We start from the raw sequence: 25,511 nt of genomic DNA on the forward strand, positions 1-25,511 counted from the left end.
GCAATGGCTGTCGCATTAGAATGGCCGCATGGGAACGGCATCGCCCTCCCGGGGGCGGAACCGGCGCGGCCAAGGCGACCGGCTGCGCGAGGAGATCGTCGCGACGGCGCTGCGGCTGCTGGAGGAGCTGGGCGACGACGAGGCGCTGTCGCTGCGCGCGGTGGCGCGGGAGATCGGCATCGCGGCGACGTCGGTCTACCTGCACTTCGCCGACCGGGACGCGCTCGTCCTCGCCGCGATGGAGCGCAGCCACGCCGACCTCGTGCGCGCGTGCGACGACGCCGAGGCGGCGGCCGGCGGCCCGGTGGGCGGGCTGCGCGCGCGCGTGCAGGTCATGGGCACCTGGTCGCACGAGCACCCCGGCCTCTACAAGGTGCTGCACGAGAGCACCGTCAACCAGCGGTGCGACATGTCGTTCAAGATGGAGCTGGGCAAGCGCACCGTGGAGGCCGTCCAGCGCTGCATGGACGCGGACCTCGCCCCCGCAGGCGACGCGGCGGCGGTCGCGCTCGACCTGCGCGCGGCCGTGCACGGCGCGGTGTCGATGCGCGTCAACCAGCCCGGGCTCCCGTGGGAGCCGCTGGAGGAGCAGGTCGACCGGCTCCTCACCAAGCTCGCCGGCCTCCGCCTCCCCTAGCGGCGGCGCCTAGAGGTACGCGCGGGCCTGGAGTTCGAACAGCTCGGCGTAGAGCCCGCCTTCGGCGAGGAGCGTGGCGTGGTCGCCCGCCTGGACGACCCGCCCGCCGTCCACGACGACGATGAGGTCGGCCATCCGGACGGTCGAGAAGCGGTGCGACACCAGGATCGTGATCGCGCCGCTGCCGGCGGCCGTGCGGCGCGCGGCGTCCAGGTAGCGGCGGAACAACGCGTCCTCGGTGGGCGCGTCGAGGCTCGCGGTCGGCTCGTCCAGGACGAGCAGCAGCGGCCGGTCGCGCATCATCGCGCGGCCGAGCGCGAGCTTCTGCCACTGCCCGCCGGACAGGTCCGCACCGCCGTGGAACGACTTCCCGAGCGGGGTGTCGAGGCCGGCCGGCAGCTCGTCGACGACGCTCGCCGCGGCGGCGCGGTCGAGGGCGGTGCGCAGGGCGTCCTCGTCGTCGAGGCGGGGCAGGTCGCCGATGCCGACGGCGCGGCCCGCGCGCAGGTGCCACGGCACGAAGTCCTGGAAGGCGGCGGACGTGCGGGCGCGCCACCGCGCCGGGTCGACGTCCGCGAGGTCGGCGCCGTCGAGCAGGATCCGGCCGCTCGTCGGCGGGTACATGCCGGTCAGCAGCTTGACCAGGGTGCTCTTGCCCGCGCCGTTCTCGCCGATCAGCGCGACGGTGCCGCCGGCGGGCAGGGTGAGGTTCACCCCGCGCAGGACGGGCGCGCCGGTGCCCGGGTAGGCGAACGCGACGTCCTCCAGCGTGATGCCGTTCTCGAGGCGGTCGGGGGCGGGCGCGCCGCCGGAGCGCTGCGCGGCCGCGTGGTCCTCCAGCCACAGCAGGCTCTGCGCGGCGGACGCCGTGGTGACGACCTGGCCGATGGCGTTGGACGCCTGCGAGACGGTGAGCTGGGCGCGGCGCAGCAGGCTGACCGCGAGGACGACCTGGCCGGCCGACGCGTCGCCGCGCGCGGCCCGGACGGCGATGAGCGCGATCGCGCCGGAGAACGCGGCGGCGTACAGGAACCAGCCGAGCGCGCTCCACAGCGCGCCGGCGGACGCGGCCCGGACGGTGGCGCGGCGCGCGGCGGCGCTGAGCCGGTCGTGCCGGGCGCGCAGCTCGGGTCCGAGCCCGTAGGTCCGCAGTTCCTTGGCGGGTCCGGCGGTCGCGGCGAGCTCGAACAGCTCCCCGGCGAGCCGCCGCTTCTCCGCGACGGCGGCGTCGGCGCGCTCGCGCAGCGCGACGGAGCGCTTGTCGGCGAGGTACGGGGGCAGCCCGGCGAGGGGCAGCAGCGCGAGCGGCCAGTACACGGTGGCGAGCAGGACGGCGATCCCGGCCGTCCGGACGACGACGGATGCGAGCGTGAGCGCCTGCCGGGGCCCGGAGGCGAGCATCGGGCGGCGCTTTTCGAGCCGTTCCAGCTCGGTGAGGTAATCGGGCCGCTCGAAGTGCTCCAGGCCGGGGACGGCGTTGACGAGCGCGGCGATGCGGGCGGACAGCCACACCGACACCTCGTCGGTCAGCGCGGTCAGCCGTCCCGCCGACACGATCATCAGCGTCCAGGACAGGGTGAACAGGACGGCGACGGTGGCGGTTCCGGCGATCTCGGCGGACACGTCGCGCCGGGCGAGGGCGTCGACCATCGTGCGGATGCCGACCGGGTAGGTGATCTGCGTCAGCGCGGTCGCGAGGGTGGTCAGCGCGGCGGCGGCCATCGGGCGCGGCGCGGCCCGGAACCCGTCGGCGACCAGGACGCGGAACGTGCGGCGGGCCTTCGTCATGCGTCGCTCTCCTCGTCCTCGCGGAAGCGGGCGGCCTGGAGGCGGAACATCTCCGCGTACGTCCCGCCGAGCGCCATCAGCTCGTCGTGCGTGCCCTGCTCGGCGAGGCGGCCGCCGTCCAGGACGCAGATCCGGTCGGCGCGGCGCACGGTCGAGAAGCGGTGCGAGATGACGATGGACGTGAGGCCGCGCGTGAGGTCCAGGAACCGGTCGTAGAAGGCGGCCTCGGCCCGGACGTCCAGCCATGCGGTCGGCTCGTCGAGGACGAGCACCGCCGCGCCGTGCTCGACGGCGAACAGCGCTCGGGCGAGGGCGACGCGCTGCCACTGGCCGCCGGACAGGTCGGTTCCGTCCGCGTACTGGCGGGACAGGACGGTGTCCCAGCCGACCTGCGCGGCGAGGTCGAGCGCGCCGGCCCGCGCGGCGGCGCGGTCGCGGCCGGCGGCGTCGCCGAGGTGTCCGGCGGCGCCGAGCGCGACGTTCTCGGCGAGCGGGAGCGGGTAGCGGTTGAAGTCCTGGAAGACGGCGGCGAACCGGCGCTGCCAGCGCGCCGCGTCGAGGTCGCGGAGCGGGACGCCGTCCACGGTGACGGTCCCGCCGGTCGGGTCGTGCATGCGGGCGAGCAGCTTCACCAGCGTGGTCTTGCCGGCGCCGTTCACGCCGACGATCGCGGTGGAGCGTCCGGCCGGGATCTCCAGGTCGAGGCCGTCGAGCACGGGCTCGCCGCCGGGGTAGGCGAAGCGGACGCCGTCGAGCCGGATGCCGTGCGCGGGGAGCCCGGCCGGGTCCCGGCCGCCGTCCAGTTCCTCGCGGGCGGCGTGCAGGCGCGCTTCCAGCGCGGCGTGGTCGGGCAGGGCCGACACCATCCACTCGGCGGAGATGTCGCTGGTGGTGACGGTGCCCGCGTACATGGTGGCGGGCAGCAGCGGCAGCATGACCGACAGTTCCCGCAGGCCGATCCGATGGTGCAGCGCCGCGTACGCGAGCGTCCCGCAGGCGACGAGGTAGGCGGCGAGGACGAGCCCGGCGAGCAGGTAGGCGCGGCGGCTGAGCCGGGCGTAGGTCTCCCGGTTCGTGGCCATGCCCGTCGCCCAGTGCTCGCGGTACCGGTCGATCGTCCAGTCGCCGAGGCCGAAGACGCGCAGCTCCTTCGCGGCGGCCGGGCGGATCGCCAGGTAGAGGAAGTACCAGGCGCGCCGCAGCACCTCGGCCTTCGTGCGGAACCCGACGATCTGCGCGAGGATGATCTTCCGGAGCGGGCGCCGGATCAGCAGCCACACGGCGAGCAGCGCGAGCCCGAGCCACCACCGGAACGTGGCGAGGACGGCGCACGCCACGATCCCGGCGAGCCTGGACCCGGCGGCGGAGGCGAGCGCCACGGGCGCGTCCGCCGGGACATGGCCCGTGAGCCTGCCCCTGGCCAGTTCCAGCTGGTCCTGGGTCTCCGGGTCCTCCAGGTGCGCGACGCCCACCGGGCCGCTGACGGCGGCCATGAGCCGGCTCTGCAGGTCGTCCACCAGGCGCGCCTTCACGCAGGTGCTCAGCCATTCCTGGTACGGGCCGGTGAGCAGGGTCGCCGCGTACAGCAGGCCGGCGGTGAGCAGCGCGACGGCGAGCGCGCGCCCGGCGGCGCCGTGCAGGTGCGCGGCGGCCGCCGCGGGGATGCGCCCGACCGCGTAGCCGAGCGCGACGAGGCTCGCGTTCGGCAGCACCGCGTTCGCCACGACGAGCAGGGCGACCGCCGCCGACCAGCCCTTGCCCGCGCCCCAGAGCATCCGCAGCGCGCGCACCCGGCCGGACCCGGCGAGCCGTCCCGGCAGCCCTGCGATGACCACATCGGCCTCCAAAAGTTGATCCGCATCAACTTTGGCAGAATAGAACCGTCCGGCCCGCCGCACCAGAGGTCTTCTCATGCCGACCGCCCGCCGTCCCCGCCAGGCCCGCGCCATCGCGACGCGCCGCCGCGTCTACGAGGCGGCGGTCGCCGAGTTCGAGCGGTCCGGCGTCGAGGCCGCCCGGATCGAGGACATCGTGGCCGCGGCCGGCGTCAGCTGGGGGACGTTCTTCACCTACTTCCCCAGCAAGGACGACGTGGTGCTGGAGGCCGCGATCGTCGCCTGCGCCGCGTTCGCGGACGCCTGCCGCAAGGGCCTCGCCGCCGGCTCCGGAACGGGCGTCATCGTCGGCAACGCCTTCACGGCGCTGCGCCGCGCCGCGCCCGCGCCCGGACCGCTCCGCGACGCGATCATGCGAGGGATCGCCAACCAGCCCGAGCGCCTGTCCGACCACCTCGGCGAGGACGTCCCGAACCCGGTCCTCGCGCTGGCGGAGGTGCTGGAGGCCGGGCAGCGGCGCGGCGACGTCGCCGCCGGGGAGCCGCCCGAGTCGCTCGCGGCCGTCCTCGTCCACGCGACGATCGCCGCGGGCCGGCGGGAGGCGGCGATGGAACGGGCGGCGGGCGCGACGGAGCGCTCCGGGCTGCCGCTCACCGTCCTGACCATCAAGCTGCTGCTGCGCGGCATGCGGCCGGACCCGGCCCCCGAGGCCGCCGAGGCGGGCGACGTCCGGGAACGCGCGCTCGACCGGGCGGCGGCGGCGCTGCGCGGGGCCGCCGCCGACGCGCCGTCCCGGACGGACTGACCCGCAGCCGGGCGGCGCGGGTCCCCTACAGGTCCCCGCCGGCGGTGATGAGGGGCCAGAGCCCTTCGGTGCCCGCTTCGACGGCGCGGGCGCCGAGGGCGTCGGCCCATTCGGCCTCGTTGCCGCACTCGTCGCGCCACGCCCACAGCCGGGTCGTGGCGTGCCGGAGGCCGTGCTCGTCGGTGAACCCGATCGCGCCGTGCACCTGGTGGGCGAGGCGGCACACGGTGCCGGCGGCCTCGCTCGCCGCCGCCTTCGCCGCCGCGATCGCGAAGCCGGTGCCCTCGGCGGCGGCCGCCTGCGCGGCGACCGTGGCCATCAGCGTCTCGCCCGCCATCTCGGCGAGGTGCTGCTGGACGGCCTGGAACCGCGCCAGCGGCCGGCCGAACTGGACACGCTCGCCTGCGTAGCGGAGCGACAGGTCGGTCGCCGCCTCCATCGCGCCCGCCATCAGCGCCGTCCGGCCGAGCGCGCCGCGCTCCCGGAACGCCTGCGCGGTCGCCGCCGAGGCGAGCACCCGCGCGGGCGCGGCGTCGCGCAGATGGACGGTGTCGCGCGGTTCGCCCGCGAGGTTCGCGCCTTCGTCGACGTCGTAGCCGCCGCGCGGGACGAACGCGACGTGCCCCGCGACCAGGACGGCGATGCCGTCCGCGTGCCGGGCCCACGGGACGCGCGGCAGCGTGCCCGCCAGCGTCCACGCGCCGCCGTCCTGGCGGAGCGCGACGTGGGGCCCCGCGAGGGCGGCGGTCAGCGGCCCGGACGGGACGTCGGCGCCCGCCTCGGCGAGCAGCCACCCGGCCAGCAGCGCGGTCTCCGCCAGCGGGACGGCCGCCGCGTTCCGGCCCAGCGCCCGCAGCACCTCGGCGGTGGCGACGAAGTCGGCGCCGGCGCCGCCGCGCTCCTCCGGGACGGGCAGCAGCGTCACGCCGACCCGCTCCAGCTCGTCCCACAGGCGCGGGTTCCAGTCCTCGCCGGGGCCGGCGTGGCGGGCGCACACCCCGTCCACCGTTGCGACGAGGGCGTCGAGGACGTCGTTCACCGGGCCTCCCCGCTCGGCAGCATCGACTTCGCGACCACGCCGCGCAGGATCTCGTTGGTCCCGCCCCGCAGCGTGAAACCGGGGCCGTGCAGGACGGACTGCGCCAGCAGGTTCGCCAGCGGATCGGACGACGCGAGGTCGGGCTCGACCCGGGCCAGCAGCCGGACGGTCTCGACCAGCGCGCCCTCGAACCGGGTGCCGAGGTCCTTGACGGCGGCGGCCTCCGTCGCGGGCGCCTCCCCGGCGGCGAGCCGCGCCGCGACCGCCAGGGACATCCGCCGCAGCGCCCACAGCCGGGCGACGACCGCCCCGATCCGGCCCCGGTCGCCGCCGCCCGCGCCGCCGCGCTCGGCGAGCCGTCCGGCGACGGCCGCGAGCAGCGGGAACGTGCTGAGGATCCGCTCGGGGCCGCTGCGCTCGAACGACAGCTCGCTCGTCACCTGCCGCCAGCCGTCCCCGACCGTGCCGAGGACCCGGTCGTCGGGCACGAACACGCCGGTGAGGACGACCTCGTTGAAGTGGTGCTCGCCTGTCAGCAGCCGGATCGGGCGGATCTCCAGGCCGGGCGCGCCGAGGTCGACGATCAGCTGGGTGAGGCCCTCGTGCCGGCTCGGCCCGGGCGGCCCCGTCCGGACCAGCGCGATCATGGCGTCCGCGACGTGCGCGCCGCTCGTCCACACCTTGGTGCCGTTGACCGTCCAGCCGCCGCCCGCGCGCTCGGCCCTCGTCCGGACGGACGCGAGGTCGGAGCCGGAGTCGGGCTCGGACATGCCGATCGCGAACGACGTCTCGCCGCGCGCGATGCCGGGCAGGTAGGCGCGGCGCTGCTCCTCGGTGCCGTACTTCAGCAGCGACGGGCCGGACTGCCGGTCGGCGATCCAGTGCGCGGCGACGGGCGCGCCGGCGGCGAGCAGCTCCTCGGTGACGACGAACCGGGCGAGCGACCCGGCCCCGCTCCCGCCGTACTCGGGCGGGAACGTCATCCCGATCCAGCCGCGCTCGCCGAGCCGCCGGCTGAACGCGGGGTCCCAGCCCGCCAGCCAGTTGTCGGCGTGCGGGACGATCCGTCCGGCGGCGGTCTCCGCGGCGAGGAACGCGCGGACGTCCCGGCGCAGCTCGTCCAGCTCGGGCGGCAGGGCCGCCGCGTCCAGTCTCAGTGCGGGCACGCCCCCTTCTTACCGGATGCCCGCCGAACGGGATTCGGCGGGCGTCGGTCGCGCCGGACGCCCTCGCCGGGCCGGTCGACTTCTCCCACCTGGAGGTCGTCTACCACTTCCACCGCGTGCCGGTGGGGAAGGTGGAGACGGGCGCTCGGCATCTGCGCAACCGGGCGGACCGGCCGCTGGTGGGGATCTTCGCGCAGCGCGGCAAGAACCGGGCGGGCCGCCGGGGCCCGCGGCGCCCCGGCTCCCGCCCCGCTCCTCCCGGTCAGTGCTGGAACGGGGTCTGCCGCCACCAGAAGTCGCAGTGGTGCTGCCGCGCGATCTCGTGGGTGACCTGGCTGTCCCCGGCGGGCACCAGCGACATGACGCCGGGGTCGCGCCCGGTGAAGCGCGGCCAGGACGGGGTGCCGTCCACGGTCGGGTCGCCGGTGCGGGCGAACCCGGTCCACTCCTGCGTGAGCTGCGCGCCGAACGCCTTCTGGTCGGGGGACAGCTCGGGGGCGCCCTCGAACGGCGTCAGGAACGGGCTCTCGCTGACGTGGTACGCGCCGTTCGGCTTGGTCTCGTCGAGGAAGAAGATCGGCGGGGCGTCGGCGTTGTCGGTCTGGTAGGCGAACACCTTGATGCGGCGGGCGAGGCGCTCGTCGTTGAGCAGCGCGGGGCAGACGGAGTTGGAGTCGGCGACGATCGTCCGGTAGGCGATGAACTCGGACGGGTCGGGGAACCGGTTGATCGGGTACAGCTTCTCGACCTGCGCGGCGAGCGGCCCGTACTGCTGTTTCACCAGCTGGTGGTACTGCTGCGGCGTCTCGGCGGACGGGAACTGCACCTCGTCGCGGTCGACGCCGTGCATCAGCGTGACGTCGTTGACCTTGCCGGCCGCGAACGCCTCGCCGGGCGACATCGGCAGGACGCGGCCGTCGACGACGGGCGCCTGCGTCCCCGCGTCCGGGCCGATGCCGCCGCCGGCCTGCTGGAGCAGCTTCTCGGCGGGGACGGCGCGCAGGCAGGCGGCGGCGCTCGCGGCGTCCTTGCAGCCGAGCGCGGCGGCGAAGCGGGCACCGGCGGCCTGCGCCTCGGCCTCCGTCGCCAGCTTGGCCTTGCAGTCCTGCGGCTGCCACTGGGTGTCGGCGCCGCGCAGCGAGTTGTACTCGCCGCTCTGCGAGATGCCCTTCTGGAACAGGCCCTTCGACAGCGGCGACGCGGTGTTCGCGCACACGCTGGACCCGCCGGCGGACGCGCCGTAGATCGTCACGTTGCGCGGGTCGCCGCCGAACTTCGCGATGTTGGCGCGGACCCAGCGCAGCGCGGCCTGCTGGTCCTGGATCGCGTAGTTCCCGGCGTGCGCGCCGAGCGGCGGCGCCGTGTACGGGACGCCGAGCCAGGAGCGCGTGCCGTCCGCGACGGTGCCGCACACCGGGCCGCGGTCGGTCCGCACCAGCGTCCCGTCCGCGCAGGCCGGGGCCTTGCCGGGGGTTCTGCCAGGGGCGGCGGCCGCCTGCTTCACCGCGACGCCCGCCGGACCGGCGAACGCCACGGCCGCCGCCGCGGCCGCCGGCAGCAGCCATCTCCCGATCTTCCTGCCGTGCTCCTCGGTGGTCCGCACCGTTCCCATCGCACCCGTCCTTCGCCGACAGCGGATCGACGGGACGCCCCGCCGCGCTGGCGGCGGCGCCGTCCCGGCCTCAACGGCGACTCGACGATAAGTCCGTCATCCGGCTCGAACCAGGCATTGCGTGCCGAGCCGGTACCGATGCCGTGGCCGGCGGCGAAAGGGCGGCGGAGGGGGCGCGTCCCGCTGGACGGGAGGCGATGGCGGGGGCGGTGGACGGCGGCGGCTACTCTACCAAACAGTTGTTAGAAAGAAGGGAGGCGTCGTGGTCGTCGAGTACGAGCGGCGGGGCGCCGTCGCCGTCGTCACGATGAACCGGCCGGAGTACCGCAACGCGCAGAACTCCGCGATGACCTACGCCCTCGACGAGGCGTTCTACCGCGCCGCCGAGGACGACGAGGTCAAGGTCGTCGTGCTGGCCGGCGCGGGACCGCACTTCTCCGCCGGGCACGACATCGGCACCCCGGGCCGCGACGCCGACCGCACGTTCCCGCGCAAGGCGGGGATGTGGTGGGACCACGCCGGCAAGGCGGGCGCGGAGAGCCGGTTCGCCCGCGAGTCCGAGGTCTACCTCGGGATGTGCCGCCGCTGGCGGGAGCTCCCGAAGCCGATGATCGCGTCCGTGCAGGGCGCGTGCGTCGCGGGCGGGCTGATGCTGGCCTGGGTCTGCGACCTGATCGTCGCGTCCGACGACGCGTTCTTCGCCGACCCGGTCGTGCGGATGGGCATCCCCGGCGTGGAGTACTTCGCGCACCCGTGGGTGATGCCGCCGCGCGTCGCCAAGGAGTTCCTCTACACCGGCGACCGGATGCCCGCGTCCCGCGCCTACGAGCTGGGCTGGGTCAACCGGGTCGTCGCGCGCGACGCGCTGGAGGAGGAGACCTTCGCGCTGGCCGGGCGGATCGCCGCGATGCCCCGGATGGGCCTCGCGCTCACCAAGAAGGCCGTGAACCAGGCCGAGGACCTGCAGGGCATGCACGCCGGCATGGACGCGGTGTTCGGCCTGCACCACCTCGCCCACGCGCACAACGCCGAGACCGGCGAGGACTCGCTCGGCGGGCAGGACGTCAGCAGCATGAAGGCGGCCGAGCAGTGATGAAGGCCCTGGAGGAGGCACCGGATGGATCTTGATTTCGGGGCGGCGGACGAGGAGTTCCGCGCCGAGGTGCGGGACTGGCTGCGCGCGAACGTGCCGGCCGAGCCGCTGCCGTCGCTGGAGACCGAGGAGGGCTTCGCCCTCCACCGCGACTGGGAGCGCCGGCTCGGCGAGGCCCGCCTCGGCGTCGTGTCGTGGCCGGAGGAGTACGGCGGGCGCGGCGTGTCCGTCCTCCAGTGGCTGGTCTTCGAGGAGGAGTACTACGCGGCGGACGCGCCGGGCCGGGTCAGCCAGAACGGCATCAACCTGCTCGCGCCGACGCTGCTCAAGCACGGCACGCCCGAGCAGCTCGCGCGGATCCTGCCGCCGATGGCGGCGGGCGAGGTGATCTGGGCGCAGGCGTGGTCGGAGCCCGGCGCGGGCAGCGACCTCGCGGCGCTGCGCTCCACCGCGACCCGCACCGACGGCGGCTGGCTGCTGGACGGCCAGAAGACGTGGAGCTCGCGCGCCGCGTTCGCCGACCGCGGCTTCGGGCTGTTCCGCTCCGACCCCGAGTCGTCGCGGCACAAGGGCCTGACGTACCTGATGTTCCCGCTGGACGCCGAGGGCGTGACGGTCCGCCCGATCGGCCGCCTGGACGGCAAGCCCGCGTTCGCCGAGCTGTTCCTGGACAAGGTGTTCGTCCCGGACGAGGACGTCATCGGCGCGCCCGGCGACGGCTGGCGCGTCGCGATGAGCACCGCGGGCAACGAGCGCGGCCTCACCCTGCGCAGCCCCGGCCGGTTCACCGCCGCGACCGAGCGGCTCGTCGAGCTGTGGAAGGAGCGCGCCGACCCGTCCGACACGGCGCTGCGCGACCGGGTCGCGGACGCGTGGATCCGGTCCCGCGCCTACCGGCTGAAGGGCTTCGAGACGGTCTCGCGGGACGACGACATCGGTGCGGAGTCCAGCCTGAACAAGATCTTCTGGTCGGAGCTGGACGTCGCGCTGCACGAGACGGCCCTCGACCTGCTCGGCGCGGACGGCGAGCTCGACTCCGACTGGCTGGAGGGCTACGTGTTCTCCCTGGCCGGCCCGATCTACGCGGGCACCAACGAGATCCAGCGCAACGTGATCGCCGAGCGGCTGCTCGGCCTGCCGAGGGGGTCCCGGTGAAGTTCGTTCTCTCCGCCGAGCAGCGGATGTTCGGCGAGACGCTGCGACGGCTGCTGGCCGGCGCGGAAACCGCGAAGGCGGTCCGGGCGTGGGCGGCGGGCGACGCGGGGCCGGGCCGGGCGCTGTGGGCGCAGGCCGCCGAGGCGGGCGTGTTCGCGCTGGCGGTGCCGGAGGAGCACGGCGGCGCCGGGCGGCTGCCGGTCGAGCTGGCCGTCGCGATGGAGGAGCTCGGACGGGCCGCCGCGCCCGGCCCGTACGTCGAGACGCTCGCCGCCGCCGAGGTCCTGACCGACGCCGGTCTGCTGGAGCGGATCGCCGAGGGCGAGGCGCTGGTGTCGGTGGCCGTGCCGCACGCGCTGGACGCCGACGTCGCCGACCTGGTCATCGGCGCCGACGGCACCGCCGTTCAGGCGGGCGAGCGCGTCGCGTCCCTGGACCCGGCCCGCCGCCTGTTCAAAGCCGAGGGCGCGCCCTCCGGCCTGATCGACCTCGGCGTGATGCTGTGCGCCGCGCAGCAGATCGGCCTCGGCCGCGCCCTGCTGGACGTGTCGGTCGAGTACGCCAAGACGCGGCAGCAGTTCGGGCGCCCGATCGGCGAGTACCAGGCCGTCAAGCACCACCTCGCCACGGCGCTGGTCGAGCTGGAGTTCGCGCGGCCGCTCGTCTACGGCGCGGCGCTGTCCTACGGGACGGGCGACTTCGCGCGGGACGCCTCGGCCGCGAAGGTCGCCGCGTCCGGCGCCGCCTACCTCGCGGCGAAGACGGCGCTGCAGGTGCACGCCGCGATCGGCTACACCGACGAGTACGACCCGTCCCTGTGGATCCGCAAGGCCCGCGCCCTGCACTCCGCCTGGGGCACCCCCGCCGAGCACCGCGCCCGCGTCGTCGCCGCCCTCTGACCCTCCGTCGACTTGCGGCGTGTCGGCCTTAAGAGAGCCGTTTTAAGGCCGACACGCCGCAAGTCAACGAGGCGTCAGGCGTCGGCCTGCTCCTTGAGCTCGACGCGGCGGACCTTGCCGGACGCGGTCTTCGGAAGGTCCTCGACGAAGAGGATCTCGCGCGGGACCTTGAAGTTCGCGAGGCGCTCGCGGCAGTGCGCGACCAGTTCCTCCTCGGTCGCGGTGCGGCCGGGGCGCAGCCGGACGTAGGCGCGGCCGACCTCGCCCATCCGGGCGTCAGGGACGCCGACGACGCCGGACTCGGCGACCGCGTCGTGCCGGGCCAGGACGTCCTCGACCTCCGCCGGGTACACGTTGAACCCGCCGACGACGAACATCTCCTTGGACCGGCCGGTGATGGACAGGTTGCCGCGCTCGTCCAGGCGGCCCCGGTCGCCGGTGTCGAGCCAGCCGTCCCGGATCGTCTCGGCGGTCGCCTCCGGGTCGTCGAGGTAGCCGCTCATCACGTTGTAGCCGCGCACGAGGATCTCCCCGTCGGTGCCCGCCGGGACCCGCTCGCCGTCGTCGTCGACGATCTTCACTTCGACGTCGTCGATGGCCCGGCCGCACGTCGTCGCGATCGTCTCGTCATCGTCGTCCAGCGAGCAGGCCGACACCGTGCCGGAGCACTCCGTCAGCCCGTACGCGGTGATGACCTGCGGGAACAGCTCCTCGCGGATGCGCCGGACGAGCGCGACCGGCACGTCGGCCGCGCCGGTCACCGCCAGCCGCAGCGACGACAGGTCGCGGCCCTCGCGGCCCGGCGCGTCCAGCAGCGAGGTGTAGATCGTCGGTGGGCCGGGCAGCACCGTGATCCGCTCCGCCTCGATGATCCGCAGCGTCTCCGCCACCTCGAACACCGGCTGGAGCACCATCGTGGCGCCCATCAGCACGCACGCGATCACGCCCGCCTTGTAGCCGAACGAGTGGAACATCGGGTTCACGATCAGGTACCGGTCGCCGGCGTGCACGCCGGTCCGCGCCGCCCACGCCTCGAACGTCCGGATGTTCTGCTCGTGCGTGCACATCACGCCCTTGGGCCGCCCGGTGGTCCCGGACGTGAACAGGATGTCGGCGACGTCGCCGGGGCGGACGGCGGCGGTCCGCGCGTCGGCCTCCGCGAGCGGGACGGCCTTGCCGACGAACCCGTCCCACGACATCACGCCGGGCCGCTCGTCGCCGTTGAAGGTGACGACGGCCTTCAGGTCGGGCAGGCCCGGGTAGGCGCCGGTCTCGTCGACGCCGAGCATGCCCGGGTAGTCGATGCCGAGGAACCCGTCGGCGACGAACAGCATCTTCACGCGCGCGCGGGTCAGCGGCCAGCGCGCCTCCTCGCCCTTGTAGCGGGTGTTGAGCGGGACGAGCGTCGCGCCCGCGCCCATCGCGCCGAGGACGCTGACGATCCACCCGAGCGAGTTCGGCGCCCAGATCGCGATCCGGTCGCCCGGCTCGACCCCGGCGCCGGCGAAGGCGGCGGACGCCTCCCGCACCCGGTCCCGCAGCTGCGCGAACGTCACCCGGACGTCCCCGTCCACCACGGCCTCGGCGTCCGGAAACGCCTCCGCCGCCCGCGCCAACACCGCCGGAATCGTCAGTTCACCCATGACAGCCCATGGTGGCCCCCGTCACCACGGGCTGGCTAGGGCGTCCCGCTCACCGGTACTCGGCGAGCCTTTCGCGCAACCAGTGGTAGGACGCCTTGGGCGTGCGGCGCTGGGTGGCGAAGTCGACGTGGACGAGCCCGAACCGCTGCTCGTACCCCTCGGCCCATTCGAAGTTGTCCAGCAGCGACCAGACGAAGTAGCCGCGGACGTCCACGCCGTCCTCGGCGATGGCCTGGTGGAGCGCGCGCAGGTGGCCGTCGAGGAAGTCGATGCGCTCCTGGTCGGGGCGCCCCGGCTCGTCGCGGACGGAGCAGCCGTTCTCGGTGACGAGGATCGGCGGCAGCCCGGCGCCGTAGCGGTCGCGCAGCGTCAGCAGCATCTCGCGGAGCCCCTCGGGGACGACCGGCCAGCCGAACGCGGTCACCGGGTGGCCGTCGATCGGGGCGTCCTCGAACGGCAGGCCGGTGCCGTCGAGGTGGCCTTCGACCTCGCTGAGGACGGACGCCCCGCCGGTCCGGACGCCGGAGTTCGGGGCGGCGACGCGGGTCGGGCTGTAGTAGTTCACGCCGAGCCCGTCGAGCGGCGCGGTGATGACGTCCATGTCGCCGTCCTCGACGAACGGGAACGCGCCGTCGACGCCGTACGCGGACAGGTCCGGGTAGCGACCGAGCAGGACCGGGTCGGTGAACAGCCGGTTCTGCAGCGCGTCGAACGCGGTGGCGGCGGCGCGGTCGGCCGCGGAGTCCGTCGCCGTCCAGACGGGGCTGTAGTTGTTGGTGATCAGCACCTGGCCGGACGTGCGTCCGCGCAGCTCGGGGACGGCGAGGCCGTGGCCGAGGAGCAGGTGGTGCGCGACGGGCAGGGCGTCCAGGAGCAGGGCCTCGCCGGGCGCGTGGACGCCGAGGGCGTGGCCTTCGGTCATGTGGACGAACGGCTCGTTGAGCGTGATCCAGGTCGGGACGCGGTCGCCGAGCCGGTCGGCGACGAGGCCCGCGTACTCGGCGAAGCGGTGCGCGGTGTCGCGGTTCATCCAGCCGCCGGCGTCCTGGAGCGCCTGCGGGAGGTCCCAGTGGTACAGCGTGAGCGCGGGCGCGATGCCGTGCTCGGCGAGCGCGTCGACCAGGCGGTCGTAGAAGTCCAGGCCCTTGGGGTTGGCGGGGCCGCGGCCGTCCGGCTGGATCCGCGGCCACGCCACCGAGAACCGGTAGGCATTGACGCCGAGGCCGGCCATCAGCGCGACGTCCTCGGGCCAGCGGTGGTAGTGGTCGCAGGCCACGTCGGCGTTCTCGCCGTTCCTGATCGCGCCCGGGCGGGCGCAGAAGGAGTCCCAGATGCTCGGGCCGCGGCCGTCCTCGTGCACCGCGCCCTCGATCTGGTACGACGACGTCGCCGTGCCCCAGACGAAGCCCTCGGGGAATCGGGGAAGCATGCGCGTCTCCTCTCTAGCATGAGCGGGAGTCACATTAAACATGAACATGCGTCATGTTTCGCCGGAGGGGGTCCGTTCCATGGCCGACGGGGTGCGCCGCAGGCCGGCCCAGCGCCGCAGCGCCGAGCGCGTCGAGCGGCTGCTCGACGCCTGCGCGGAACTGCTGGCCGAATCCGGCCAGCACGCGCTGACCACCCGGGAGGTCGCCCGCCGCGCCGGCGTCCCGATCGGCACCCTGTACCAGTTCTTCGAGGGCAAGTCGGGGCTGCTGCACGAGCTGGCGATGCGCCAGCTCGCCGTGCTGATGGCGCGGCTGCGCGAGCGCCTCACCGCCGCGCCCGCGCGGAGCTGGGCGGACGCGGCCGTCCTCGTCTACGAGGAGAGCCTCGCGCTGCGCCGCACCGTGCCCGGCTTCTTCGTCGCCGACTTCCGCGACCCCGGGCCGATCGACGCGGGCCTGCTCCGCCGGATCGACACCGAGATGGCGGGCCGCCTGCACGAGCTCGGCACCGCCGAGATCGGGCTGCCGCCGCTGCCGGACGCCGAGCGCGTGCTGCTCGTCGCGATCACCTCGGCGGACGGCCTGCTCCGGCTGGCGTTCCAGACCGACGCGGACGGCGATCCGGCGACGATCGCGCTCGGCGCCCGGCTGCTGCGCGCCTACTTCGCGGACATCACCGGCGAGCCCGGTGGCGGGAGCGACGGGGAGCCGGGCGGGAGCGGCGCCGATCCGGACGAATAACGTGAGCGTTGTTCACTTTTCGTTCGATCGGTGATAGTTCTTCCCCTCGTGAACGAGCTGACCGCCGCCGACGCCCCCGACGCCTCCGGCCTCGCCGGCGACCGGGACGTCGGGCGCACCTGGCTGCTGGGCTACGCGCTCGCCTGGTTCGGCTACTGGCTGGTGATCATGCTGCCGCCGCAGTTCATGGCGCCGCACCTCATCGAGCACATCGCCCCGCACCACAAGGTGGACGTGCTGTCCTACCTGATGATCCAGAACTCGCTGGTCGTGGTGGTGTGCGTGCCGCTCGCCGGGCGGGCGTGCGACCGGACGCGGTCCCGGTTCGGCCGCCGCCGGATCTGGGCGCTCGGCGGGTTCGCCGTCGCCGCCGTCCCGTTCGCGCTCATCGGCTTCCAGACGAGCTGGCCCGCGGTGGCGGCGCTGATGGTCGTCGCGTCGGTCGGGGAGTCCGCCGTGCTGGCCGCGCTCAGCGCCGTGATCGCCGACCGGGTGCCGCCCCGCCGGCGCGGCGCCGCGTCCGCCGCGATGGGCGTCCCGCAGGTGGTCGCCCTGGTCGCGGGCATGGTGCTGGTGACGATGCTGGTCACCTCCATCCCGGCGAGCTGGGTGCTGATCGGGGTGCTGGCCGCCGCGTCGCCGCTGCCGTTCTTCCTCGTCCGGCGCCGCGCGCCGCTGCCGCGGTCCGCGGACGCCGCGCCCGGCGGCGCGGCACCGGGTGACGCGGCACCGGGTGACGGGGAGCGGGTGCCGCTCCCCCGACCGCGCGAGCACCCCGACTACTACTGGGCGCTGCTGTCGCGGGTGCTGATCAACGCGGGGAACCTGGCGGGCACGACGTACCTGCTGTACTTCCTGGACGACGTGCTGCACCGCCGCGACCCCGACGGCTCGCTGCTCATCCTCACGCTGGTCTACCTGGTGTGCTGCGCCGCGACCGGCTACCTCGGCGGCAGGGCGTCGGACCTGCTCGGCCGGCGCCGCGACCTGCTGGCGCTCGCGGGCGGGCTGCAGGCGGCCGCCGCCGCGCTGCTCGCGGCCGCGCCGACCTGGCCGTCCGCGCTGGCGGGCGCGGTGCTGCTCGGCGCGGGCTACGGCGCGTTCCTGTCGGTCGACCAGGCCCTCGTCACCGACGTGCTGCCCGACCAGCGCAGCCGCGCCCGCGACCTCGGCGTGATCAACTCCGCGCAGAACGTCCCGCTGGCGTTCGGGGTCTCCTGGCTCGTGCTCACCTTCGTCGGCGGCTACCGGACGCTGTACGCCGTCGCCGCCGTGATCATGCTGCTGGGCTCCGCCTCCGTCTACCGGATCAGGAGCGTGCGATGAAGGCGATCGTGGTCATGTTCGACACCCTGAACCGGCGGTTCCTGCCGCCGTACGGGGCGGAGCGCGTGCACGCGCCGAACTTCACCCGGCTCGCCGGGCGGGCGGCCACGTTCGACAACTGCTACGGCGGCAGCATGCCCTGCATGCCGGCGCGGCGGGAGATGCACACCGGCCGCCACAACTTCCTGCACCGCGGCTGGGGCCCCTTGGAGCCGTTCGACGACTCCGTCCCGGAGATGCTGAAGCAGAACGGCGTGTACACCCATCTCGTCACCGACCACCAGCATTACTGGTGCGACGGCGGCGCGACCTACCATCCGCGCTTCAACACGTTCGAGTTCTTCCGCGGGCAGGAAGGCGACGAATGGAAGGGCCACGTCGCGGACCCGCCGATGCCCGATGCCATTCCCCGTTCCGCGAACCCGCTGCGCCGCCAGGACTGGGTGAACCGCCTCTACATGACCGAAGAGGCCGACCATCCGCAGACGCAGACGTTCGACGCCGGGCTGCACTTCATCAGGACCAACCACGCCGAAGACGACTGGTTCCTGCAGATCGAGACGTTCGACCCGCACGAGCCCTTCTTCAGCTACGACGATTACAAGAAGCTCTACCCGGACGACTACGACGGCCCGCATTTCGACTGGCCCGACTACAAGCGCGTCACCGAGACGCCCGAGCAGGTCGAGCACCTGAAGAACCGGTACATGGCGCTGCTGTCGATGTGCGACCGGTCGCTCGGCCGCGTCCTCGACACCATGGACGACCTGGGCCTCTGGGACGACACGCTGCTAATCGTCTGCACCGACCACGGGCTGCTGCTCGGCGAGCACGACTGGTGGGGCAAGAACGCGCCGCCCTTCTGGGACGAGACGATCCACACGCCGCTGTTCGTCTGGGACCCGCGCGACGGCGTCGCCGGGGAACGGCGCGCGAGCCTCGTCCAGACGATCGACTTCGGGCCGACGCTGCTGGAGTTCTTCGGGATCGACCGCACGCCCGACATGCGGGGCGTTCCGCTGCGCGACGTCGTCGCCCGGGATTCGCCCGTCCGCGAGGCCGGCCTTTTCGGCTGTTTCGGCGGGCACGTCAGCGTCACCGACGGCCGCCATGTCTACATGCGCGCCTGCGCGGAGCCAGGAAACCGTCCGCTCGCCGAATACACGCTCATGCCGACGCACATGCGGGGCCGCATTCCCGTGGAAACGCTGCGCGAGGCGACGATGGCCGATCCTTTCACCTTCACCAAGGGCGTCTCACCTCTGCGCATCCCTGGTTTCTCCTATACCGACCCGCATTCTTTCGGCACGCTTCTCTACGACCTGGGGAACGACCCCCAGCAGACCTCTCCGCTCATCGACGACGACCTCGAACTGCGCATGATCGGGCTCATGGTCGAACTGATGCGCGCCGAGGACGCTCCGCCCGAGCAGTACGAGCGGCTCGGGCTGCCGCCCTCCGGCCCGGTCGACGCGTCCCATCTGCTCGTCCGCAAGCAGTGGGACCAGGTGCTCGCGTCGGAGCAGCCGCCGCTCACCGCCGCGCAGTTCCCGACGTCGCGGCTCTCGGTGACGACGCCGACCCGGCTGCTCATGGCCGAACCGGCCGCCGAGGCCGTGCTGCGCCGGCACCTCGGCGCGCTCATGGACAGCCCGCTGCTGCCCGAGGCGATGCCGTTCTCGCTGCTGGAGATCGCGGAGATGGCCGTCATCGACCGCGCGACGCTGCACGCCATCGCCACCGACCTAGCGCACCTGTAGCGAAGTGCTAATAATCAAATAAACATTTTCGTTCGTTTGGGGTTCCGGCGGCTCGCGCGGGTTGTTACCGTCCCGCTCAAGCACCTCCGACCCCAGGAGCCGCGCCATGCGCCGCCTCGCAGTTGTGTGCTCGCTGATCCTGGCGCTCGCCGCGCTCGCCACCCCGGCCCCGGCCGCGCCCGCGCCCGCCGCGCCCTACGGCAGCGCCGTGCAGCGCAACCTCACACTGCGGCTCAAGGACGGGACGCTCCTGCGCGCCGACCTGCACATGCCCACGGACCGCGGCACCGGGAAACCGGCCCGCGGCCCGTTCCCGGTGATCATCGGGTTCACCCCGTACGGCAAGACGCCGTCGGCCGAGACCGGCTCCCCCGGCACCGGCGGGCTCAACCCGTACCTCATCGAGCGCGGCTACCTCGGGCTGGTCGTGGACGTCCCGGGGACGGGCGGCTCGGAAGGCAAGTTCGACCTCTTCGAGCCGTCCGAGGCGCAGGCCGGCGCGCAGATCGTGAACTGGGCGGCGCACCTGCCGAACTCCAGCGGCAAGGTCGGCATGCTCGGCCTGTCGTACCTGGCGATCGACCAGCTCTTCACCGCCGCGGCGGTCGGCCCGCACTCCCCGCTCAAGGCGATCTTCCCGATGGCCGCGTCCGCCGACCCGTACCGCGACCTGTTCGTCAGCGGCGGCGCGCTGAACGTCGAATCGCCGCTCGGCCTGGTGTTCGGCTACGGCGTCACGCGCGTCACCACGCCGTTCGGAGAACTGCCCAAGGACCCGGCCGCCGCGCTCCTCCTGTCCTATCAGCACCTGATGCAGGCCGGGCCGTTCGAGCTGACCATGGCCCGCGACATGCTCACCAATGGACCGCGCAGATACGACAACGCGTGGTGGAAGAAGCGGGCCCCCGAAAGCGTCCTTCGCAAAATCGTCGCCAACGGCGTCGCCATCTATCTCGTCGGCGGGCTCTACGACGTTTTCCAGCGCGGCGAGCCGCTCCTTTACAGCGGCCTGCAGAACGCGGCGGCGGGCCGTCCGGTGACCGCTCCGATGGCGCCCGGCCAGCCCGTCTCCGACAAGTACCAGCTGCTCTACGGCCCGTGGACGCACGGGAACATGGGCGGCGGCCTGAACCTCGACGAGATCCAGCTGAACTGGTTCGACCACTGGCTCAAGGGACGCGGCACCGTTTCCACCCGCACTCCCCTCCACGTGATCGAGCCCGACGGAAAGCGCTACGACACCGCCGCCTACCCCCTCGCCCAGGCGCGCCCGACGCGGATGTACCTGCGCTCCCAAGGACGCCTGACCTCCGCCAAGCCCACCGGCAAGGAAACGGCGGACTCCATCGCGTTCACCGGCTTGTCGAACCCGTGTACCCGTTCCACCGACCAGTTCGCGGCCGGGCTGCTGTCGCAACTGTTCGCCAGCGCGGGCATTCCGTCGCCTTGCACGGAATCGCAGCACAAACCCGCCAAGGGGCCCGGCGAGACGACCTACACCTCACCGTCGCTCGCCAAGCCGCTGAAGCTCGCCGGGCCTATCGGCGTCACGCTGCGCGCCGCGTCCACCCGTCCGGAGACGCTGTTCACGCTCACCCTGGAGGACGTCGCGCCCGACGGCACGTCCACCGACATCAGCGGCGGCGCGCTCATGGGCTCGATGCGCGCGGTCGACGGCGCGCGCAGCTGGAAGGGCGCGTCCGGCGGCTGGCTGTACCCGTACCACCCGCTCACCCGCGCGACCCAGCGTCCGGTCGCGCCCGGCAGGCTGACCCGGTACGACATCCAGGTCCGCCCGGCGTTCGCGACCGTTCCCGCAGGCCACCGCCTCCGCGTCCGCGTCGCGACCGCCGACTTCCCCCACCTCGTCCCGCTCGCCGACCTGCCCTCGCTCTTCGGGGGTCGGTACACGATCCACCACGACGCCGCCGCCGTCTCCACCATTGACCTGTCCACCCTCCCCTGACCCGCGCGCCCGGCCGGGGACCGCCCGCGACCGCCCCCGGCCGGACGTCACCGGACGCCGAAGCCGACGGCGCCGGTCCGGCCGCGCTCGCCGGTCACCCGAAGAACCCGACGACGCTGCGGATGCGGTCGCCGTCGAACTCGACGACGTCGTAGCCGGCCGCGGCCTCGCCCAGCCGCCAGGTGAACAGCGCCCGGCCGTGGTGGACGCCGACGACGTCGCCGAGCGCGAAGCGCAGGCCGCCGAAGTCCGCCTGGGCGCGCCCGATCGCCTCCGACAGCACCGCGTGCCCGCGCAGACCCGCATAGTCGGGGTCGCTGTAGAGCGCGTCATCGGTGAGGACGGAACCCATGAGCGACTCCCGGGCGTCGGCGTCCCGCTCGTTCCAGATGTCGAGGTAGGCGTTGATCAGGTCGGTCTCGGTCATCGGAGGGCTCCTTCGAGAGAGGCGGACTCCTCGTCCCCGGTCTCGGGACGGGAGGGCTTGAGGGCGAGGGCGAGCAGGCCGGCCGCCGCGGTGGCGGCCGCGGCGGCCCAGCCGGCGGTGTGCAGGCCGTGCAGCAGGTCGCCCGGGCCGTTGGCGATCGCGACGAACACCGCCAGCCCGACGGCGCCGCCGATCTCCTTGGCGCTGCCGGCCAGCCCGGACGCGACGCCCTGCTCCTCCGGTGGGACGCCCGCGCCGGCGGAGGCGAACAGCGTCACGAACGCGACGCCGCCGAACAGGCCCCAGACGACGCTGCCGGGCAGCAGCGTCCAGAAGCCGCCGCCGGCCGTGGTGCCGGCGACCATCGCGGCGATGCCCGCACCCGTCCCGATCGTCGAGACGGCGAGCGTGGTGCGGATCCCCCAGCGGCCGAGCAGCACCGGGGTGGCCTTGAGGGCGGCGAGCATGCAGACCAGCGTCAGCGGCAGGAACGCCAGCCCCGCCTCCAGCGAGCTGTAGCCGAGGACAGGCTGCAGGTAGGACGTCAGGATGTAGTAGCCGCCGCCGAGCGTGCCCTGGAAGACGGCGATCACGATCATGGTGACGGCGAGGCCGCGGCCGCGCGCCCGCCGCAGCGGGATGAGCGGGTCGCGGGTGCGCGCCTCCACCGCGAGCAGCACCGCGAACAGGACGGCGCCGGCGGCCAGCGCCCCGCCGGACCGGAGGGAGGCCCAGCCGGCGTCCGGCCCGCTCGCCAGCCCGAGCACCAGCAGCGCCGACCCCGCGGTGGCGAGCACCGCGCCCGGCACGTCGAACGAGCCGGGCGCGCGGGCGGGGTCGGCGGGCAGCAGCCGCGGCGCCGCGAGCGCGCAGCCGAGCGCCAGCGGCACGTTGACGAAGAACACCCACTCCCAGCCCAGGTAGTGCGTGAGCACGCCGCCCAGCAGGGACCCGGCGGCGAGGCCCGCGCTGCCCGCCATCCCCCAGGCGCCGAGCGCCCGGTTGCGCGCGGGCCCCTCGGCGAACCCCCGGTAGATGAGGGCGAGCGTGGCCGGGGTCAGCAGCGCGCCGCCGGCGCCCTGCACCGCGCGGGCGGCGACCAGCGTCCCCGCGCCGGACGCGAGGCCGCCCGCGAGCGAGGCGGCGCCGTACAGCGCCAGGCCGGTCATGAAGACCCGGCGGGCGCCGAGCCGGTCCACGGCCCGCCCGCCGAGCAGCAGGAGCCCGCCCAGCCCGACCGAGTAGGCGCTGACCACCCACTGGACCGAGGAGGGGCCGAACCCGAGCGCCGTCCCGATGCCGGGCAGCGCCACGTACACGATGTTGTAGTCGAGAGCCACGATGAGCTGCGTCAATGCGAGCAGCGCAAGGCGCGGCCGATGCGCTTCCATGCCATCTCCTGCATGCCGTTGATTTACTACACGCCGTTCAGTTCAAGCACGCCGTACAGTAGCCCAACGCTGTAGAGTGTCAAGCGTGAACGACGCCACCCCGAGCCGCCGCGCCCGGCTGCGCGCGCAGACCAGCGACGAGATCAAGGCGATCGCGCTCAAGCTGATGGCGGAGGGCGGGCCGGACGCGATCTCGCTGCGCGCCATCGCCCGCGAGATGGGCATGACGGCCGGCGCCATCTACAGCTACTTCGCCACCCGCGACGACCTGGTCACGACGCTGATCGGCGACGTGTACGGCGCGGTGGTGGACGCGGCGGAGGCCGCCCGCGACGCCGTCCCGGAGTCCGACCCGGGGGGCCGGATCCTGGCCTGGGCGCAGGCCGTGCGGGAGTGGGCGGTGGCAAACCCCGAGGGCTTCCGGCTGATCTATGGCGATCCGGTACCGGGCTACCGGCCGCCGGACGACGGCCCCGGCAAGGCCGCCGAGATGCGCGCCTGCACCGGACTCGTCGGCCTCGTCGCCGCCGCCTGGTCGTCCGCCGCCCCGCTCCAGCCGGACGGTCCCCGCTACTCCTGGGACGACTTCGAGCCCGGTCTCACCGGCCGCGTCCGGGCGGACTTCCCCGAGCTGCCGCCCGGAGCGGTCGCGGTCACCCTGCGCGTGTGGGGGCGGATGCACGGGCTCGTCGCGCTGGAGATCTACGGGCATCTGCGCCCGCTCGTCCATGATCCGGCGGCCGTCTACCGGGACGAGATCCGCGCCCTGGTCGCCTCCCTGGGTCTCACGCCCTGAAAAGGGGACGTGTATAGTCCCGGTTTATGCGGATGGGTGAGGGCGTCGAGTGGGGACTGCACTGCTGCGTGACGCTCGGCTGGCTGGACGACGCCGCGCCGGTGTCGATCCGGCGGCTGGCCGCCTGGTTCGACCTGCCGCAGGAGTACCTCAAGAAGCGCCTCCAGCCGCTCGCCCGGGCCGGGATCCTGGCCTCCAGCCCGGGGGTGCGGGGCGGGTGGTCGCTCGCCCGCCCGCCCGGCGAGATCTCCGTGATGGAGGTCGTCACCGCGCTCGAAGGGCCGCTCGAGGCGTTCCGCTGCACCGAGATCCGGCAGCGCGGGATCGGCGGCCGTGACGCCGGCCGCGAGTTCGACGGCCCGTGCGGCATCTCCGGCATGATGCGCCGCGCCGAGCTGGCGTGGCGCCGCGAGCTGGCCGGCCGCACCATCGCCGACCTGATGGGGGACGCCCCCGAGGGCGCCGCCCGCACCCGGCGCAACTACAGCCGCCTCACCGACTGACGCCGACCGGCCCGGCCCGCCGGGCCCTCTCTCCGGGAGAACAGGGATATTGAATACCCCGATACATCGCCCCGTCGCGAACGCCGAAGCCGCCGCCCCCGCGCCGCGCGGGCTCGGATCCACGCTGGTCCTCGGGCTCGGCACGTTCGCCGTCGGGACGGACGCCTACGTCGTCGCCGGCTTCCTGCCCGGCATGGCCTCCTCGCTGCACGTCTCCGAGGGCACCGCCGGGCAGTCCGCGACCGCGTTCGCGATCACCTACGCCGTGCTGTCCCCCGTCCTCGCGACCGTCCTCGCCCGCGTCCCCCGCCGCGCGCTGCTCGTCGGCGCGCTCGCGGTGCTGGCCGCGGCCAACCTCGGCTCCGCGCTCGCGCCCGACTTCGCGACCCTGATGGTCTCGCGCGTCGTCGCCGCGTCCGGCGCGGCGGCCTTCACCCCCAACGCCGGCGCGGTCGCCGCCTCGCTCGTCGCGCCCGCCCAGCGCGCCCGCGCGCTGGCCGTCGTCGTCGGCGGCCTCACCGTCGCCACCGCGCTCGGCGTCCCGCTCGGCAGCCTGGCCGCCCGGGCGCTGACCTGGCACGCCGCGCTCGCGCTGGTCGCGGCCCTGTGCGCGGTCGCCGCCGCGGGCGTGCTCGCCGCGATGCCCGCCCTGCCCGGCGCTCCCCGGATCCCGCTCCGCCGGCGCCTCGCCGCGCTGCGCAGCCCCGGCGTCGTCGCCGTCCTGCCGCTCACCGTCCTCGGCATGGCCGCCGGGTACGGCCTGTACGCCTACGCAGTCCCCGTCCTGCGGGCGCTCGGCGCCGGCGAGCGCGCCGTCCCCTGGCTCCTGTTCCTCTACGGCGCCGGCGCGGTCGCCGGGAACCTGGTCGCGGGGACGCGGGTCGACCGCCACGGCCCCCTGCGCGTCCAGGCCGTCGGCTACACGGCCCTCACCGTCACCCTTGCTCTGCTCACTTTGGCGTCCGCGGCGCACACGTCCTGGCTCCCGGTCGCCGCGGTGCTGATGGTCGCCTGGGGTGCCACCACCTGGTTCCAGACCCCCGCCCAGCAGGTCCGGCTCATCAACGCCGCCCCGCAGGAGACCGCCGTCGTCGTCGGCCTGAACGCCTCCGCCCTCTACGCCGGGATCGGTCTCGGCACCGTCCTCGGCGGCGCGCTCCTGCCCCGCGGCGCCACCGCCGCCCTCGGCACCTGCACCGCGCTAGCCGCCGTCTGCCTGCTCCACCTGCTCCTCACCCGCCGCCGCTGAGTGCGCCCACGCCCACGGGCGGCGCGGCGCGATCGCCTGCGCGCCGTCCAGCACGATCAGCCCCGGCGAGCGGCGCGGCGCCGGCACCGGCAGCCGGTTCACCACGATCAGCCGGTGACCGGGCCGGCTGAGCCAGCAGGCCAGTGCCGCGCCCGCGCCGCTCGCCCCGGTCAGTGCGTTCACCCTCATCCCCCTCCTCCGTACCGGAACCAGCATCCGGCCCGGCGGGCCCGGTGATCAACGACGATCC

22 protein-coding genes are annotated in these 25,511 nt (G+C 74.3%); 12 read left to right on the forward strand and 10 right to left on the reverse strand.

The window, feature by feature from the left end:
• Positions 1-28: 28 nt before the first annotated feature.
• Positions 29-637 (forward strand): TetR/AcrR family transcriptional regulator, encoded by a 609-nt coding sequence (locus tag J4709_RS13915; RefSeq protein ID WP_208240892.1) that lies wholly within the window; start codon positions 29-31, stop codon positions 635-637.
• A gap of 9 nt (positions 638-646) precedes the next feature.
• On the opposite strand, the gene J4709_RS13920 is transcribed toward J4709_RS13915, so the two are convergent.
• Both J4709_RS13920 and J4709_RS55575 read right to left on the reverse strand, forming a co-directional pair.
• Positions 647-2,425 carry an ABC transporter ATP-binding protein gene (locus J4709_RS13920; RefSeq protein ID WP_208240893.1) on the reverse strand — a complete coding sequence of 593 codons (1,779 nt, stop codon included), beginning with the start codon at positions 2,423-2,425 and terminating at the stop codon, positions 647-649.
• Positions 2,422-4,260 (reverse strand): ABC transporter ATP-binding protein, encoded by a 1,839-nt coding sequence (locus J4709_RS55575; RefSeq protein ID WP_208240894.1) that lies wholly within the window; start codon positions 4,258-4,260, stop codon positions 2,422-2,424. The genes J4709_RS13920 and J4709_RS55575 overlap by 4 nt, the downstream gene beginning before the upstream one ends.
• Positions 4,261-4,336: 76 nt before the next feature.
• Between J4709_RS55575 and J4709_RS13930 the strand changes: the two genes are divergently transcribed.
• Positions 4,337-5,065: a TetR family transcriptional regulator gene (locus tag J4709_RS13930; protein ID WP_208240895.1), complete on the forward strand. Its 729-nt coding sequence runs from the start codon at positions 4,337-4,339 to the stop codon at positions 5,063-5,065.
• 25 nt (positions 5,066-5,090) lie between these two features.
• On the opposite strand, the gene J4709_RS55580 is transcribed toward J4709_RS13930, so the two are convergent.
• The 3 genes from J4709_RS55580 to J4709_RS13945 all read right to left on the reverse strand — a co-directional run bounded on the left by J4709_RS55580 (position 5,091) and on the right by J4709_RS13945 (position 8,882).
• The gene (locus J4709_RS55580; protein WP_208240896.1) at positions 5,091-6,104 is read right to left on the reverse strand and encodes an acyl-CoA dehydrogenase family protein; all 1,014 of its coding nucleotides are present in this window, start codon (positions 6,102-6,104) and stop codon (positions 5,091-5,093) included.
• Complete coding sequence (locus J4709_RS13940) at positions 6,101-7,270, reverse strand: acyl-CoA dehydrogenase family protein (protein WP_307801222.1); 1,170 nt, start codon at positions 7,268-7,270, stop codon at positions 6,101-6,103. The genes J4709_RS55580 and J4709_RS13940 overlap by 4 nt, the downstream gene beginning before the upstream one ends.
• A gap of 262 nt (positions 7,271-7,532) precedes the next feature.
• The gene (locus J4709_RS13945) at positions 7,533-8,882 is read right to left on the reverse strand and encodes a carboxylesterase family protein (RefSeq protein WP_208240897.1); all 1,350 of its coding nucleotides are present in this window, start codon (positions 8,880-8,882) and stop codon (positions 7,533-7,535) included.
• A gap of 262 nt (positions 8,883-9,144) precedes the next feature.
• Here J4709_RS13945 and J4709_RS13950 point away from each other — a divergent pair, with 262 nt between their 5' ends.
• Genes J4709_RS13950 through J4709_RS13960 form a run of 3 tightly spaced genes read left to right on the forward strand, consistent with a single transcriptional unit; the run spans position 9,145 to position 12,029 of the window.
• Positions 9,145-9,975, forward strand: coding sequence for an enoyl-CoA hydratase (locus tag J4709_RS13950; RefSeq protein ID WP_307801224.1), 831 nt, complete (start codon positions 9,145-9,147; stop codon positions 9,973-9,975).
• A 24-nt stretch (positions 9,976-9,999) separates the two neighbouring features.
• Positions 10,000-11,130: an acyl-CoA dehydrogenase family protein gene (locus J4709_RS13955; RefSeq protein ID WP_208240898.1), complete on the forward strand. Its 1,131-nt coding sequence runs from the start codon at positions 10,000-10,002 to the stop codon at positions 11,128-11,130.
• Positions 11,127-12,029 (forward strand): acyl-CoA dehydrogenase family protein, encoded by a 903-nt coding sequence (locus tag J4709_RS13960; RefSeq protein WP_208240899.1) that lies wholly within the window; start codon positions 11,127-11,129, stop codon positions 12,027-12,029. Before J4709_RS13955 ends, J4709_RS13960 begins: the two co-directional genes overlap by 4 nt.
• A 74-nt stretch (positions 12,030-12,103) precedes the next feature.
• Here the strand turns inward: J4709_RS13960 and J4709_RS13965 are convergent, their stop codons facing one another.
• Both J4709_RS13965 and J4709_RS13970 read right to left on the reverse strand, forming a co-directional pair.
• Complete coding sequence (locus J4709_RS13965) at positions 12,104-13,672, reverse strand: FadD3 family acyl-CoA ligase (RefSeq protein WP_208240900.1); 1,569 nt, start codon at positions 13,670-13,672, stop codon at positions 12,104-12,106.
• A 49-nt stretch (positions 13,673-13,721) separates the two neighbouring features.
• Positions 13,722-15,101, reverse strand: coding sequence for a GH1 family beta-glucosidase (locus J4709_RS13970; protein ID WP_208240901.1), 1,380 nt, complete (start codon positions 15,099-15,101; stop codon positions 13,722-13,724).
• A 79-nt stretch (positions 15,102-15,180) separates the two neighbouring features.
• Between J4709_RS13970 and J4709_RS13975 the strand changes: the two genes are divergently transcribed.
• The 4 genes from J4709_RS13975 (at position 15,181) to J4709_RS13990 (ending at position 20,895) form a co-directional block, all read left to right on the forward strand.
• A complete protein-coding gene (locus J4709_RS13975) occupies positions 15,181-15,843 on the forward strand; it encodes a TetR/AcrR family transcriptional regulator (RefSeq protein WP_232383449.1) in 663 nt (220 codons plus the stop codon).
• A gap of 48 nt (positions 15,844-15,891) precedes the next feature.
• Positions 15,892-17,169, forward strand: a complete 1,278-nt coding sequence (locus J4709_RS13980; protein WP_208240902.1) for an MFS transporter — start codon at positions 15,892-15,894, stop codon at positions 17,167-17,169.
• Positions 17,166-18,929, forward strand: coding sequence for a sulfatase (locus J4709_RS13985; protein WP_208240903.1), 1,764 nt, complete (start codon positions 17,166-17,168; stop codon positions 18,927-18,929). The genes J4709_RS13980 and J4709_RS13985 overlap by 4 nt, the downstream gene beginning before the upstream one ends.
• Positions 18,930-19,035: 106 nt before the next feature.
• A complete protein-coding gene (locus J4709_RS13990; protein WP_208240904.1) occupies positions 19,036-20,895 on the forward strand; it encodes a CocE/NonD family hydrolase in 1,860 nt (619 codons plus the stop codon).
• A 94-nt stretch (positions 20,896-20,989) separates the two neighbouring features.
• Here the strand turns inward: J4709_RS13990 and J4709_RS13995 are convergent, their stop codons facing one another.
• Both J4709_RS13995 and J4709_RS14000 read right to left on the reverse strand, forming a co-directional pair.
• Positions 20,990-21,322: a nuclear transport factor 2 family protein gene (locus tag J4709_RS13995; protein ID WP_208240905.1), complete on the reverse strand. Its 333-nt coding sequence runs from the start codon at positions 21,320-21,322 to the stop codon at positions 20,990-20,992.
• Positions 21,319-22,713, reverse strand: a complete 1,395-nt coding sequence (locus J4709_RS14000) for an MFS transporter (protein WP_208240906.1) — start codon at positions 22,711-22,713, stop codon at positions 21,319-21,321. Before J4709_RS14000 ends, J4709_RS13995 begins: the two co-directional genes overlap by 4 nt.
• Before the next feature lie 85 nt (positions 22,714-22,798).
• Between J4709_RS14000 and J4709_RS14005 the strand changes: the two genes are divergently transcribed.
• The 3 genes from J4709_RS14005 to J4709_RS14015 are packed head-to-tail and all read left to right on the forward strand — an operon-like array spanning position 22,799 to position 25,261.
• A complete protein-coding gene (locus J4709_RS14005) occupies positions 22,799-23,509 on the forward strand; it encodes a TetR/AcrR family transcriptional regulator (RefSeq protein ID WP_307801225.1) in 711 nt (236 codons plus the stop codon).
• Positions 23,510-23,535: 26 nt separating this feature from the next.
• Positions 23,536-24,012: an RrF2 family transcriptional regulator gene (locus J4709_RS14010; RefSeq protein ID WP_208240907.1), complete on the forward strand. Its 477-nt coding sequence runs from the start codon at positions 23,536-23,538 to the stop codon at positions 24,010-24,012.
• Positions 24,013-24,061: 49 nt separating this feature from the next.
• Positions 24,062-25,261 carry an MFS transporter gene (locus J4709_RS14015; protein WP_208240908.1) on the forward strand — a complete coding sequence of 400 codons (1,200 nt, stop codon included), beginning with the start codon at positions 24,062-24,064 and terminating at the stop codon, positions 25,259-25,261.
• Here J4709_RS14015 and J4709_RS14020 read toward each other — a convergent pair.
• Positions 25,214-25,450, reverse strand: a complete 237-nt coding sequence (locus J4709_RS14020) for a hypothetical protein (RefSeq protein ID WP_208240909.1) — start codon at positions 25,448-25,450, stop codon at positions 25,214-25,216. The genes J4709_RS14015 and J4709_RS14020 overlap by 48 nt on opposite strands.
• Positions 25,451-25,511 lie beyond the last annotated feature (61 nt).

This window comes from Actinomadura violacea (assembly GCF_017573465.1).
In the GTDB taxonomy this organism is placed as follows: domain Bacteria; phylum Actinomycetota; class Actinomycetes; order Streptosporangiales; family Streptosporangiaceae; genus Spirillospora; species Spirillospora violacea.